The sequence below is a fragment of the Bradyrhizobium sp. LCT2 genome, from assembly GCF_009931255.1.
GTDB classification, from domain to species: Bacteria; Pseudomonadota; Alphaproteobacteria; order Rhizobiales; family Xanthobacteraceae; genus Bradyrhizobium; species Bradyrhizobium diazoefficiens.
The window spans coordinates 8,181,439-8,194,945 of the sequence record NZ_CP034432.1; the positions used below are offsets into that span (position 1 = coordinate 8,181,439).

Annotated in this window: 12 protein-coding genes and 4 pseudogenes; 5 read left to right on the top strand and 11 right to left on the bottom strand. The window is 63.9% G+C overall.

Translation table 11 applies throughout. The features are described from left to right. Positions 1-77 precede the first annotated feature (77 nt). The 5 genes and pseudogenes from EI171_RS38660 to EI171_RS38675 form a co-directional block, all read right to left on the bottom strand. Positions 78-1,249, bottom strand: a pseudogene (locus EI171_RS38660) (PHB depolymerase family esterase). A 5-nt stretch (positions 1,250-1,254) separates the two neighbouring features. Continuing rightward, positions 1,255-1,695 (bottom strand): CopG family transcriptional regulator, encoded by a 441-nt coding sequence (locus EI171_RS38665; RefSeq protein ID WP_161536398.1) that lies wholly within the window; start codon positions 1,693-1,695, stop codon positions 1,255-1,257. 18 nt (positions 1,696-1,713) lie between these two features. Next, on the bottom strand, positions 1,714-2,829 hold the full coding sequence (locus tag EI171_RS38670) for a glycosyltransferase family 4 protein (RefSeq protein ID WP_161537157.1): 1,116 nt from the start codon (positions 2,827-2,829) through the stop codon (positions 1,714-1,716). A gap of 13 nt (positions 2,830-2,842) precedes the next feature. After that, positions 2,843-2,977, bottom strand: coding sequence for a hypothetical protein (locus EI171_RS46500; RefSeq protein WP_256380432.1), 135 nt, complete (start codon positions 2,975-2,977; stop codon positions 2,843-2,845). Beyond that, the gene (locus EI171_RS38675) at positions 2,971-3,180 is read right to left on the bottom strand and encodes a hypothetical protein (RefSeq protein ID WP_161536399.1); all 210 of its coding nucleotides are present in this window, start codon (positions 3,178-3,180) and stop codon (positions 2,971-2,973) included. The genes EI171_RS46500 and EI171_RS38675 overlap by 7 nt, the downstream gene beginning before the upstream one ends. A 100-nt stretch (positions 3,181-3,280) precedes the next feature. Between EI171_RS38675 and EI171_RS46880 the strand changes: the two are divergent. Further along, positions 3,281-3,712, top strand: a pseudogene (locus EI171_RS46880) (DNA ligase); the annotation flags it as partial. A gap of 394 nt (positions 3,713-4,106) precedes the next feature. On the opposite strand, the gene EI171_RS45120 reads toward EI171_RS46880, so the two are convergent. The 3 genes from EI171_RS45120 to EI171_RS38690 form a co-directional block, all read right to left on the bottom strand. Beyond that, positions 4,107-4,277 carry a hypothetical protein gene (locus tag EI171_RS45120; RefSeq protein ID WP_202633057.1) on the bottom strand — a complete coding sequence of 57 codons (171 nt, stop codon included), beginning with the start codon at positions 4,275-4,277 and terminating at the stop codon, positions 4,107-4,109. 61 nt (positions 4,278-4,338) lie between these two features. Then, positions 4,339-4,656 carry a hypothetical protein gene (locus EI171_RS38685; protein ID WP_071911000.1) on the bottom strand — a complete coding sequence of 106 codons (318 nt, stop codon included), beginning with the start codon at positions 4,654-4,656 and terminating at the stop codon, positions 4,339-4,341. Positions 4,657-4,680: 24 nt separating this feature from the next. Next, positions 4,681-5,787 (bottom strand): DUF1236 domain-containing protein, encoded by a 1,107-nt coding sequence (locus EI171_RS38690; RefSeq protein ID WP_161536400.1) that lies wholly within the window; start codon positions 5,785-5,787, stop codon positions 4,681-4,683. 213 nt (positions 5,788-6,000) lie between these two features. Here EI171_RS38690 and EI171_RS38695 point away from each other — a divergent pair, with 213 nt between their 5' ends. From EI171_RS38695 to EI171_RS38705, 3 genes are all read left to right on the top strand, one after another. Continuing rightward, a complete protein-coding gene (locus EI171_RS38695) occupies positions 6,001-6,228 on the top strand; it encodes a hypothetical protein (RefSeq protein ID WP_071910996.1) in 228 nt (75 codons plus the stop codon). A gap of 471 nt (positions 6,229-6,699) precedes the next feature. Beyond that, positions 6,700-6,900, top strand: a complete 201-nt coding sequence (locus tag EI171_RS38700; protein WP_161536401.1) for a hypothetical protein — start codon at positions 6,700-6,702, stop codon at positions 6,898-6,900. Continuing rightward, positions 6,836-7,534, top strand: a complete 699-nt coding sequence (locus EI171_RS38705; protein WP_371740333.1) for an alpha/beta fold hydrolase — start codon at positions 6,836-6,838, stop codon at positions 7,532-7,534. The genes EI171_RS38700 and EI171_RS38705 overlap by 65 nt, the downstream gene beginning before the upstream one ends. Before the next feature lie 935 nt (positions 7,535-8,469). Here the strand turns inward: EI171_RS38705 and EI171_RS38710 are convergent. Continuing rightward, positions 8,470-8,622, bottom strand: coding sequence for a hypothetical protein (locus EI171_RS38710; RefSeq protein WP_161536402.1), 153 nt, complete (start codon positions 8,620-8,622; stop codon positions 8,470-8,472). Positions 8,623-8,801: 179 nt separating this feature from the next. Between EI171_RS38710 and EI171_RS38715 the strand changes: the two are divergent. Continuing rightward, positions 8,802-10,704: pseudogene (locus EI171_RS38715) on the top strand (diguanylate cyclase). A 272-nt stretch (positions 10,705-10,976) separates the two neighbouring features. Here EI171_RS38715 and istB read toward each other — a convergent pair. Both istB and istA read right to left on the bottom strand, forming a co-directional pair. Continuing rightward, on the bottom strand, positions 10,977-11,786 hold the full coding sequence (istB, locus tag EI171_RS38720; RefSeq protein ID WP_018270204.1) for an IS21-like element ISBj11 family helper ATPase IstB: 810 nt from the start codon (positions 11,784-11,786) through the stop codon (positions 10,977-10,979). Beyond that, a pseudogene (gene istA / locus EI171_RS38725) lies at positions 11,783-13,331 on the bottom strand (IS21-like element ISBj11 family transposase). Before istA ends, istB begins: the two are co-directional and overlap by 4 nt. Positions 13,332-13,507 lie beyond the last annotated feature (176 nt).

The window sequence follows — 13,507 nt, forward strand, 5'->3', positions numbered from 1 at the left end:
ACGGCGAATTTCGGCGACGCCAGCCGATCCGGAAATTCGGCGACGCGCGGGCGACCGGAGTGCGTTGCGAAGCTCGACTAACCCGGGAGCGAATGCTCGAGGAAGAAACGCAGCATCTCCCTCGTCGCATCCGGCCCGCGCGGATCGGTGTAGGACCGGCGGGACTGCCGCCCGACCAGGCGTGGCCGGCGCCGTGAACGTTCCAATGCTCGGAGACGACGCGCCCGTCCGCGTCGGCAAGGTTCGTGCGGGTGTAGGCGTGCCCATGGGGCACTCGTCCGCCGCTCACCTTCACTTTCAAACCTGCCGCCTTGACGGACTGCTCGACAATCCTGTCGCCGTTGTTCGGGTGCACCGTGGCGTCGCGGTCGCCATGGAAAACGATGGCCGGCACCGGCGGTCCGCCATCGGCATTTTTAGATCCGCCTCCTTGCCGCATGGCGACGAACGCGGAGGGAAGATCGCTAGCCGCCCCGCAGGCGAGGCCTGAATGGATCCCGACGGCCGCGTACAGATCGGCGTAGGTCGCTGCCATGATGGCGGCGGCCGCCCCGCCGGCCGACAGACCTGCGACGTAGACCCGCTTCGGATCGATCGGATAGTCCCGCATGACCTGGCGAGTGATGCCTGCGATCAACGAAGGCTCCCCGCCGTACCGCTGCTGGTCGCCCGTGCGAAACCAATTCCAGCATTTCGCCTGGTTGGCTCCGCTGGGCTGCTCCGGATAGACCACGAAGCAATTCCGCTCTTCCGCCAGGAAGTTCATCCGGGTGCCTGCCGCGAAGTCGTCTGGCGACTGGGTGCAGCCGTGAAGCATGACCACGAGGGGAAGCGGTTTTTCCTGCGAGCGGCTTGGGACGAACAGCTTGTAGCTCCGGCTTCCATTCGCGCTGCGGAAGGTGCCTGCGATGAACCTCGTGCCTTCGGGTGCGATATCCGTCGTGGCAGGCGGAGCGCGGGTCATCTGACCACGCAGGTTGAGTCCGGGGAAGTCTTTCAAGCGATCGAAGCGTTGCAAAGGAGCGGGAGAAACCCGGGTGGCTCGTCGGCTTTCCTTCTCCTCGACGACGCTGGCCGTCACGTCGATGGTCGGCGGCTCGAGCCGAGCTGGCGCGCCACGGGCGGTGCTGGCCGACGGCTCGGAGGCGCTCTCGCCGCGGAGCATGCGCTGCAGGAGCGCGGTGGCCTCGACCAGGTGGCCCGCACGCGTGAGGCGCGTGGCCTCGGAAATCAAGTTCTGGCTCAGCATCGCATTCACCTTGTTCTGTCGGAGAGGGCGGCCTTGACCGCGGGAGTGGCGTGAAGGGCACCGAGCACCGAGACCGAAGCAATGGTGGCGCGGGCCAGCTCGGGGGTGACGTCCTGGGCGATGGTCGCGAGACCCAGCACGTTGATGTGCAGTATCTCGCCGGCGCGCCGCGCCGCTTCGAGATCCTCGCGACTGTAGTTCCGCAAGCCCAAGTCCAAGCTCTTTCGAACCGTCGACTGCTTCACGACGTCCGCGTGGCGTTCGAGCTGGTTGCGGATGGCCGTCCGGATGAAGTCCGTGCGGTTCGAATAGAACCCTTCCTGCACCATCAGATCGACCTGACCCAGATCGACATAGCCAAGGTTGATCGTGATCTTCTCGGTATCGGGGATCCGGGGTCGCAGCTCGCGCACATTGTCATATGGATGTCCGGAGGCGGCGTTCAAGGGGCGGCGAAAAATCGGTTAGCTGGGCGCCGGTTGTTCGTCGGTCGGCATCGTTGCGCGCCGATGTTCAGCGTTTGGCGCCGCGAATGCCGCAGCCGAGTGCCCCACCGCGGCAGACATTAATCCGCGATACGCGCTTTCATACTCTCGCGCCATTCGGTCCGCGGAGAAGCGTTCCTCGAAGCGGGCGCGTATTTTTCGTCTGTCGAGCCGGCCCAGATCGCCCACGGCTCTGACAGCCTGCTCCTCGTTCTCGACGATGAAGCCGGTCACGCCGTCCTCGACGACCTCGGGCACGGAGCCGGAGCGGTAGGCGATCACTGGCGTCCCACAGGCCATCGCCTCGATCATGACAAGGCCGAAAGGCTCCGGCCAATCGATCGGAAACAGCAGGGCCGCGGCCTTTGCGAGGAACGGCTGCTTCTTCACCTCGTCGACCTCGCCGACGAGCTGGACCGCCCGACCGTCGATGTGGGGCTCAAGTTGCTTCTTGAAGTAGGCCGTCTCGCCGCGCGGAATCTTGGCGGCGATGCGCAAGGGCATTCCGGCGGCGCGCGCGATGCGGATGGCGTCCTGGGGGCCCTTTTCCGCGGTCAGGCGGCCGAGGAACGCCAAATAGGATCCTTGATCGAAAGACGGGCGAAAGTTGTTCGATGGCAGTCCGTGCTGGATCGTGGCGATCCAATTCGCCTCCGGCAACGGCAGACGCTGATGGTCCGATATCGACACGAAGCCCGCGCCGGGAAACTGCCGCAGCACCTCGGAAAGGCCCGGCAGGTCGAGCCGGCCATGCATGGTGGTCACGAAGGGCACGCCGAGCCGACTGAGCAGCGGAAGGGGCAGCCAGTCGATGTGCGCGTGGATCACGTCGAAGTCTTTCGCGCGCTTTGCGATCGCCTCCAGCAGCACGGCGCAGGCGGCATTTGGATCGGCGCCCTTCCGTCCGAGACGCAGCGCGCGGGGCCACACGGAATGAAGCTCGCCTTTCGTCCGGGAGTCGCCGCTCGCGAACAGCGTGACGTCGTGGCCGAGCTCGACCAGTTCATCCACCAGCCATGCCACGACCCGTTCCGTGCCTCCGTACAGCTTCGGGGGGACGCTTTCGGCCAGGGGAGCGAGTTGAGCGATGCGCATCGATGCCGATCCTCTAGACCGAAAACATCGAGCGGAAGAACAGGACGATGGCCGCGGAGGCAAGTTCTGAGACGGCCAGCAACGTCCAATCCGGCCTGGCGCTGTCGACCGCAGCTCGCCTGACGAGCGCCTCCACCAGCCTCAACATTCGTTTTCGGGAAGGCGCTCAAGGTAAGCCACGCCGAATCCCGTGAGTTCTTCGGCATCGCTCACATGCGCTTCCCATCTCCCTTGCAGATGACGCTCCAGCAGACAGCGGCGGGTGTCGGAAGCATCGACATTGCGATGCTTCGTCAGGTAGAGAGACCAGACCGTATGTACCGCCGTGCGCAGCGGGACGTCATCGACCATGTTCGGCTCCGACGAGAAGAGATATCGCTGGATGCCAACTCGTCTCGGAAGATGAAGTTTCTACTTTTCCCGAAAAATCGTGTCCCGTCGAGTCGAGTCAATCGACGGGCGCGAGATGTTCGCGCAGCCTGTAAGCTCGGACTCGAGAGCGTGGTATCGAAGGTCCGTGACTGCGCCTACGTGAGCGGCAGCGGCAACAATAGGGTGAAGAAGACCTGCGCGGAGCGGTAGACCCTGACCATCGGCGGCTTCGCGCTCGACGAGGGTAAACGAGACGGTATCTACCTCGGCTGACGCAAAGACGGCGAGCTGATCTACGCCGGCAAGGTCGACCATGGCTTCGACAAGGCCTCCGCCGCCGACCTGCAGAAGCGGCTGAAGCCGCTGATCCGGGAGACGCAGCCCTACGCGAAGCGCGTCGGCCACAAGGGCATCTGGGTCGAGCCGAAGTTGTTAGCGGAGATCCCGGGCCATGTCTGCGGAGGGCAAGGTCCGGCATCCCTACTTCAAGGGCTTGCAGGAGAATCTGTGATCGGTAGGCGCCTCGCCGCTCGACCGGGACGCCGCTGCATTGTCCCCGCCCGCAAATGCCTCGACTTGCAACGGCGACCCTGAACCTAAACGCCACATCGCGTTCAACGTGGCCGGAATCTTCATTTGCTCGCAAGCGCCTTTACCGGGACTGCAGCCCATGAGGCCGCCGGACTTGGATTGACCGGCTCGGTACGGCTAGGCGGGTACCGCCCTCCAAAACTTCCTAACGACCCAGAGGAACGATAGCTCGGCTGCCAAGTTTTCCCAAAGCCCCTGCCCCAAGGGGCAACCCCGAACTGGCCCCAGCTCACCGCCCCCCAAGCCCCCGAGCTGGGGCTTTCGGTTGTCTGCGAGCCCGCCAGGGGGCTGGTGAGTTAACGGCCCCTCAGTCTTTAGTCCGTCGGCTCTGCTCCGGGAGACTCTTCAGCCCCGAGAAGCTTCAGCGCGGTATCGATCTTGGCGAGAAGCGCCTGGATTTCGGCACGCTCGTTCGGGCCGGGTCCGGCTTCAAGCCGCGCCAGCAGTTGCTCTTTCTGTCCTAGCAATCTGGCAAGAGCGGCCATCCGATCACCGCAACGTCGATATCCGTAAGAAAGGGCCGCTCGGGAGCGGCCCTTTCTTTGGTCACCAACGGCCGGTGCCGAAGCTGAAGCCGATGCTCGGGCCACCGCCGTAGTAGCCGTAGCCGCGATCGTAGTATCCTGGTCCGCCGTAGTAGCCGTAGCTCCGGCGCACGACGTAACCGTCATCGTCGCCGTAATAGCGCTGGACATAGCGGGGACCGCCGGTCCGGAAGCAGCGGCCGTACTCGTTGCAAACGAGCCGGACCTGATCGATGCCCGATAACTCGGGTGAACCGACCGCGGTCGGATTGAGCGGAGCGGCGGGGGCAGCCGACGCCAACAAGGCCGTCGCGAAAGCTCCAAGTGCAATTGTCTTCATGAGCGTTCTCCTTCCTTGGCGAGATCAGTCGATCTCTTCGATGACACGACGTTCCTGCGGTTCTACGATGTAGGTGCGGCTATCCCGGTGAATGTATCGGTACTCCCGCAGACTCGGCGCCTCGCGATAGACCTCGTCCGGGAAAGCATCGATCTCCACGCCCTCCGGCACTCGCTCGCCTCGGCGGATCTCGGTTCGCACCGTACTGCCGGTCGTTTGTCGTTCGCGCTCGACGGGACGCGCCTTGGCGTGCTTGCGGATCACCTCGCGGTCACGATCGCTGAAGGTGACATTGCGTTGCTCGGAGCGCGCCGGCGCTGCCGCCGTCGAGCGGCCCGAGTACGGCATCAAGGCGACGATCTTGTAGCTGGAGGGCTCCACGATGACGATCTCGTCTTTCACCAGAACGAAGTCGTAGCCTCGGTACTGGGGCACGATCTCGACCACCTCCGCCGGCAGCGGCCGCACGCGGACGTCGCGCGGCACGACCGTGCCGACCGACAGCGAGAAGTTCACGTTGTTGAGGGGCTGCACGTTCAGGTGCGAAATCGACGTGCTGATCCGCGTCCGCTGCAGATCGTTGATGTTCACCGACGCATTCATGTTGGTGTTCGACGAGCGATCGGCCGTGTTCTGCTGGTTGTTCGGCTGCTGGGCCGTGTTGGTCGAGTTGCTTCCGGTCGGAGACTGCGCCTGATTGCTGGTCGAGGCCGGCGGATTCGCGCTCTGGGTCTGGCCGGTCGAGGGCGAATTGGTCTGCGCCTGGTTCGAGGGCGTAGTGGTCTGGTTGGAAGGCTGGCTGGTCTGGGCCTGATTGGTCGAGTTGCCGGAGGTCGGCGCCTGCGTGGTGTTGGACCCGGTCCCGGAATTGGACGACTGGTTCGCAGCGTTCTGACCGGTCGAAGAAGGTTGCTGCGTCTGGGCCGAGTTCGTCGACGGATTGCTGGCCTGCCCGGACGAGTTGGACGACGGTGTAGTGGCCGTGGAGGACGGCGTCGTCGTGGAAGTGGAATCCTGCGGTCGTTGCGCGGTCGGCGAATTCGAGTTCGAAGTGTTGGGGGACGACTGCGCAAATGCCGAAGTCGCAATCGCGACTGCAGCCGTCGTAGCCAAAAATAAACGCTTATTCATGTGAGACCTCCTGAATGCGGTCGCTTAACACGCGATGGCGGGCCGAGTTCCAAATCGGGAAAACTCGGCAATCAAAATTGCATTTGTCTCAGCGAGAGGAAGATTGCTGCGACACCGCAGCAGCGCGCTACGGCATCTTTCGGGAACAAGTGGAACTTGCAACTGAACCCGTCGTTGGCAGTGACTACTTTGAAGCCACTGGAGGAGACAGAAATGAAGAAGCTGATCGTTTGCGGCGCGCTCGCCGCGTTCGCTCTGGGTACCCAGGCGGCCAGCGCCGCCGAGTTCTACATCATCCGCGATGCCACCACGAAGAAGTGCACCGTGGTCGACACCAAGCCGACGACGACTACCACGACAGTCGTGGGCGACGGTGTCTACAAGACCAAGACGGAAGCGGAGTCCGCAGTCAAGACCACCAAGGTCTGCACCGAGCAGTAAGAACTTCGGACGGACCGGCATCGGCCCAGGCAAATACAGTTGCCAGTATTCCTGTTGTGGGTCGTCGCCCCGGCGATCGTCATCGGCGGCGCCGGCTATTGGTAAATTCACATGCATTGAGTAAATGGAGGTTCGCTTCGAAAGTGGCCCGTCCAATCCCCTCGGATGGGCCACTTCTCCGTCAAGCGCTGCTGTCCAAAGGACCCGCGTCCCTGCTCTCAAGGCATTCGAATATTTTCGGAGACGTCGTACAAGGCGACCGCCTCCGGCGATCGGAAAAGCGAAGTGAAGGCCGACATATTGCGCGTTGCCTGTCACTGCTTCAGATGCGGCTCTCACCCGTCTGGCTGGCGACCTCTCATCTCGCTCCTCAAGTCATGGGAGGCAACGATCCGCATCCGCGCCCCGTGGGTTGCAGGAACGGATAGCTGCCGAGACATTTGTTGTGCGGCAGGCCTGCAGGAGGATCAAATGGACAACGAAGACGCCATGGCGAAAATGAAAGAAGTGTCGGAAGGCGTGCGGGAGACTGCCCGCACTGTGCGGCAGAGTCTCGAAGAGGGTCAGGCCCCTGGCCAAGCGCTCGGCTTTCTCCGCGACGTGGTTCGTGAGGCTCCGCTTCCCTCATTGCTCGTCGCTTTCATGCTTGGCTGCCTTGTCGCCCGCCGCTAGCCGCAAATGTCACGGTCGATCGCAAAGTCATCGAGCAGGGGCGACGATCCCGCGTACGCGATACTCCAAGCGCTCGATGGCCCAGGCGCTGGTCGAGGCAATGGCTACACTTGGCCACGATCGCTTTGCGGTCGTGGGACATGATCGTGGTGGTCGTGTCGCGTATCGGATGGCGCTCGACCGCAAGTATGTCGTAAGCAAACTCGTCGTCCTTGACGTGATCCCGACAGGGATGCTGTGGGACCGAGCCGATGCGCGCCTGACGCTCAGTTTTTGGCCTTTCTCGCTTCTGGCCCAGCCAGAGCCATTGCCAGAGCGGCTGATCGGCTCCTGCCCAGAAGCGGTGATCGACAATGCGCTCGCCAACTGGGGATCGCCGCCCCACGTCTTCCCACCGGACATAAGAACCGCCTATGTCGAGGCACTGAGCGACCCCGCCCACATTCACGCGATATGTGAGGAATATCGTGCGGCAGCATCGATCGACCGGGACCACGACCGAGAGGATATGAAAGCCCGCAGACGAATCGCTTGCCCGCTGCTCGCGTTGTGGAGCGAAATGGGAGGATTAAATAACTGGTATCGGACGAGGGGGGCCCGCTCGCGATCTGGAGGGCGTTGGCTGACAACGTAGAGGGTGGTCCCGTTGCCGGTGGTCACTTCTTCCCGGAGGAGAATCCTGAGGATACCGCCAATCGGTTGCGAGCGTTTCTCTTGTCCTGAACTGGCGGCGCGCTCGCCGACGTGTTCCGGCGGACTGCCGCTTGGAAGTTTGGGGACGTGCCGGACGATCTGAGCGCACTCTGACCGCCGGCAAATCCGGGTCACTCGTCGCACTGACCGACGACATCTCTCGGCTCGAACAAGTTCAGTGCGGTCTCGATCTGCGCGAGCAACCTTTCGATTTCCTCGCTCATTCGGCCCGGGATCGCTCGCCAGTTGCGCCAGGAGCCGTTCCTTCCTCGCAAGCAATTTCGCGAAGGTCGACATAGCGGCGCCCTCCCGATGTTCTGCAGCGGCACCATTCAAATAAGTTGGTGCGCCGGCGACGATCCCGCCAGTCCTGTTGCCGGCACGGATGACCCACCGCGGGTTGGACGGCCACAAACCCTGAATGGAAGACGGATGGACAACCGGCCTCGGCGCCGGATTCTTCGGAAGCTACTTAGCCGGCGGGCGCAGCGGGCCGTCCGCCCATTTTTGGGGCGGCGGGGTCGTACAGCGGATCCTCCTCGCAGGCGGGACAGACGTATCGCTCGCCGCCTCGGCCCGTCTCGTCGGGGACGAGCTTCATCGCCTTCCCGCATTGCGGACACCGCTTCCGGGTGCGGTGCAGCTCGGACATCTGAATTTTCCTGCCACGCCCAGCTTAGTGCCGCAACGAGCGCTCGCTCAAGGGAAATCGCGAAGCACGCCACAGCGAACGATGCCGCTTGCGCCGCCGATGTTATCAACTTCATCCGTCGGTAGCGTTGGTGGGGTGACTCGCCATGGCGCTGGAATGCGTTGCCGTTGCGCACCGTTCCGCCGGCCACCGCCCTACCCGGATCGGGCAAGGCTTGCGGGACCTCACCCCTCCTCGTCCTTGGCGGCTTGAGCGCGCCGTTCGTATTCATCAGCCAGCGCATTGAGGCGCTCGGCGGTCTCCGGATCGTTGATCCAAGCCGCCAGGCGCTGGCACCTTTGGGCCTCCGCGAGCAATCGGGTCTTCTCGTCTTCCATAGGCATCCAACCCGCTGCTGGCGGTCCGGTTGCTCCCTGGTTAATGGACGCTCACCGTAACGCGTAAGATCCCGGACACCATGATGAGGCAACCCTTACCCGATGGCCGCATCCTGCCGCGGTCGCAACCGACCATTAAGGCCTAGGTGGCAGCTTGCGCGAAAAGGAGCCACGGTCCGATGCCAAGCAGCCGCCGCGAGGTCGAGAAAGCTCGCTTCCCGTTGTGGGCCGCGGCCTTCGTCGCGTTGGCTTGCGTGGCCATTCTGGCGCTGAGCGGATGGCGCGAGTGGGAGTCCCGCCAGGTCGAGCTGCGCAATGCGGAAGTCGACATGGCCAATCTGGCCCAGTCGCTGACCCAGCACGCCGAAGACACATTCGAGCTCGCGGACACCATTCTTGCCGGAATGGTCGACCGGATGGAGGTCGGCGGAACGAGCCCGGCCGCGGTCGCGAAGATCCAAAACTTCCTGCAAGCCCGCAAGTACAACAGGCAACGCGTCCGCGGCATCTTTGTCTACGACGAAACAGGTCACTGGCTCGCTACGACCGAGGAGATCGACTTCGCCGGCCTCAACAACAGTGACCGCGACTACTTTCAGCGTCATCGCGCCACGGCTGATCGCGGGACATTGCTAGGTCGGCCGGTCAAGAGCCGGTCCGGCGGACAGTGGATCATCACCGCGTCCCGCCGCTTCAATCACCCCGACGGCAGTTTCGCCGGCGTGGTGCTGACGAGCGTCGACGTGGGCTACTTCACCGAGTTCTACCGCCGCTTCGACATCGGACCGAACGGTGCGGTCTCGCTGCTGACCGCCGACGGCATCATGCTGGCCAGGAGCCGCGACGACGACGGCGCCTACGTCGGGCGCGACATGTCGGGCTCGCCGTTGTTCCGGACCATGGGCCGGCGGCCCGATGCCGGCGCCTACTACTTCAAGTCTCCGTTGGACGGACAGGAGCGACTGAGCTTCTACCAGAAGAGCAGCCGGTATCCGATCCTGGTTTTGGCGACCAAGGCGCAGAGCGACGTCCTCTCTCCATGGTGGCAGGAAGCGTTCACGCGCTTTGGCATCGTCACCGGTCTGACCCTGTCGATCGCCCTGATCGGCTTCTTCTTGGTGCGTTACCTTTCGAAGGGGCAGCGCATGGCCGCGGCCCTCGTCGCCAAGGAGGGGGATTTTCGCCTGATCGCCGAACAGTGTAGTGACGTGGTGATGCGGGTCGGGCTGGACGAGCGTATTCTCTACGCGTCCCCGTCATGTGCCCGCATCCTCGGCTGGGACCCCGCCAGGCTGCTGGGGACCTCGGCGCTCGACGGCGTCAATCCGGAGGATCGACCGCGCTTGGAGCAGGTCGTTGCGGCACTGAAGGCCGGAGAGGCCGAAGAGGCGCGCATCATCTATCGCGCCAATCATCGCCAGAAGAAGGATATCTGGGTCGAGACGGCGTTGCGGGTCACCCGGTCGTCGGAAACCCATGAGATCGACGGCGTGGTGGCGATCTCGCGCGACATGACCGAGCACAAGGACCTGCAGGACAAGCTCGCCGCGCTCGCCACGTCCGACGGCCTCACCGGCATCGCCAACCGCCGCCACTTCGACGACCGCCTCGCCGAGGAATGGGCGCGGGCCAAGCGCGACGGCACGCCCCTCTCATTGCTGCTGGTGGACGTCGATCACTTCAAGAAATTCAACGATCAGTATGGCCATCAGGCCGGCGACGCCTGCCTGTGTGCGCTGGCGCGGATCCTTGCTGCGCAGGTGCGCAGGCCGGCCGATCTACGGCGGCGAGGAGTTCGCGCTGCTCCTGCCGAACACCGACGCAGAGGGCTGCGAGCTAGTCGGTGAGAATGTGCGCCGGGCGCTCGGCGACCTCGGCATGCTGCACGCGCTGAACCCCCCGTCCAAGATCGTCACGGTGAGTCTCGGTGGCGCGGCCAACATGCCCTCTCAGGGCGCGATGGACTGCGGCTCCCTGGTGGCAGCGGCCGATCGCGCGCTCTATGCCGCCAAGGACAGCGGCCGTGATCGCCTCGTGATGTCGGGACAGGTGGTCGCCTGGCCCGGCGCCAGAAGCGCCTGAGACTGCCGCGGCCTCCGGCAGTTTTGAAATGAAGCCGATAGAACCCGGCTCCCTAGCAGCGAGAGCGCGCGACCTACCTGGCCCGACCGCGACTGCTCCCGAATTCCACAAGCCATCCCGACGGAGAAAACGGCATCTCGTATAGCGCGACGATCTGGGTCGGAAGAGCGCGGCGATCAGGATGGCGAGTCAGTGTCGCGGCGCGATGATGATCGCCGCGATGATTGTCGCGTGCAAGCGTTTTGTTGGCTCTGGTTGTCGCGGAGCGTCAATCAAGCGAGCGTTTTTTGTGTCGCGTGCTCCGGTGGCCGCCCTGGACCACGCTTTCGCTCGAGGGCAGTGCGCCTGCGATAGCTCTCGACGTTCATCTCGACGATGGTGGCGTGGTGAACAAGGCGATCGATCGCCGCGAGGGTCATAGCTGGGTCCGGAAAGACCTTGTTCCATTCTCCAAAGGGCTGATTGGCGGTGATCAGCAAAGAGCGTCGCTCGTAGCGTGCGCTGATGAGCTCGAACAGCACACTGGTCTCGGCCTGGTCCTTGGTGACATAGGCAAGATCGTCCAAGATGACGAGATCGAAGCGATCGAGGCGGTTGATGGCGCCCTCGAGGTTGAGCTCGCGGCGAGCCACCTGGAGCTTCTGCACGAGATCGGTGGTGCGGGTGAACAGGACGCGCCATCCGTTCTCGATGAGGGCCAAGCCGATTGCTGCCGCCAAGTGGCTCTTGCCTCCACCGGGCGGACCAAACAGCAGCAGATTGGCGCCCTTGCCGAGCCAGCCGTCGCCGGCGGCGAGTGCGGTCATTTGCGCCTTGGAGATCATCGGCACGGCCTCGAAGTCGAAGCTGTCAAAGGTCTTTCCGGTAGGCAGCCGCGCCTCGACGAGATGGCGCTCGATGCGGCGGCGGCCGCGCTCAGCGATCTCGTGCTCGGCAATGGTGGCGAGGAAGCGCGCCGCCGGCCAGCCTTCTTTATCGGATTGCTCGGCAAATTGCGGCCACAGCGCCTTGATGGCGGGCAGCCGCAGCTCGTTGAGCAACAGATTGAGGCGCGCGGTGTCGACTACGTTGGTTGTGCTCATGCGGCGCCTCCGATCTCGGCGGTACCGATGAGGCATTCATAGGTGGCGAGCGGTGCGAGGCGTACCACGACGTTCGGCACCTGGGCGGGATCCGGGCGAAGTGAGTACGTAGCCGGTTGAGGTCGGGCAGCCGGCCGTCGTTCAGGTCGGCCGTGAGCTGATTGGCGAGTTCGGCCTCGCAACCGCGCTCATGGCGAGTGCGAGGAGATCGACCATGATCCGGCAGGCCTTCTTGTCCGGTAAGCGTTTGCGCAAGACGTCGAAGGCTCGGCGGTAAGCTTCCCGGGGGAACAGCTGGTCGCGGTAGACCAGGTTGAGGAGCGCCATCGGCTTGCGCCGCAAGGAATGGATCACGTGCCGATAATCGACGACCTGATCGTGCTTGCCATTGGGATGCGGCCGCCCGCGCGGCAAGGTGAGGAGATGCGTGCCGCCGACAAACACGTCGAGGTGATCGTCATACAGGCGCACCCGCAGCCGATGGCCGATCAAGCGCGACGGCACCGTGTAGAACACCTTGCGCAAGGTGAAGCCGCCGGACGACGTCACGTGGACGATCACCTCTTCATAGTCCGACGTGCGGCGGTCCGGCAGATCCTGAAGTGCGCTACGTTCACTGTCGATCCGCTTGGCGTTGCGGGCATTGCGGCGGCTGGCGATCTCATGGATGAAGCCACGATAGGCAGCCAGATCGTCGAAGTCGGCGGTGCCACGCAGCAACAGCGCGTCGCCAATCGCTCGCTTGAGATGACCATGCGAACTCTCGATCGCCCCGTTCTCGTGGGCGATGCCACGATTGTTGCGGGAAGGCCGCATGCTGTAATGGGCACAGAGGTCTTCGTATCGCCGCGTCAGATCGTCTTTGGCGTCGCGGTCGAGATTGCAAAAGGCGGCCGACAGGCTGTCGGTGCGATGCTCCCGTGGCGCCCCACCGAGTGACCACAAGGCATTCTGCAGGCCTTCGGCCAGAGCGACGAAGCTCTCACCGCCGAGCACGACATGGGCGTGCTCAAACCCGGAATAGGCCAGCCGGAAGTGATAGAGACGATGGTCGAGCGGTACGCCCGCGATCGTGACACCCAATTCGCCCATGTCGGTGAAGTCGGACAGGCCGCGCTGACCGGGTTCGTGGGTCTGGCGGAAGATGACCTCCTGCTCCTCGCCGTGGATCGCCCGCCAGGCCCGGATCCGGCGCTCCAGCGTGCGACGGATGCCGGCGCCGAGCTCGGGATGGCGTCGGAGCAACTCCTCGAAGATCGTGACCGGCCGCACACCGGGGGCGGCCTTCAGCATCGGCACGATATCTGTCTCAAATACGCGGGCCAAGGGATCTGGCCGGCGACGGCCGCGGGGAGCCTTCTTCTGCGACGGAAGGCGTCGATCCTTCTCGATCCGGTAAGCGGTCGAGGTGCTGAACGACGCCTTGGCGGCGGCCACGGGTGGGCTATCGGTCTGACGGTACTTCATGTAGAGCCTCATTTGGTGATCGGTAATGTGTCGGCCTGGCACGCGAGTGATTCCTCTTGGCGGAAGAACCACTTGCATAACCAGCCGGCCGCGATCACCAGTCGGCGCGGTCCGCTGTGGATCGCGCCGACGCCGGGCTCGTAACTCCGGTCGGGCTACGCCCTCCCTGCGTCATGAGCCCGGCGTAGCCCTCTCATCATGGTCGACGCTCCACTTCCATCCTGTTCGCCGCGCGGCAATCTCGGGCCATCTGC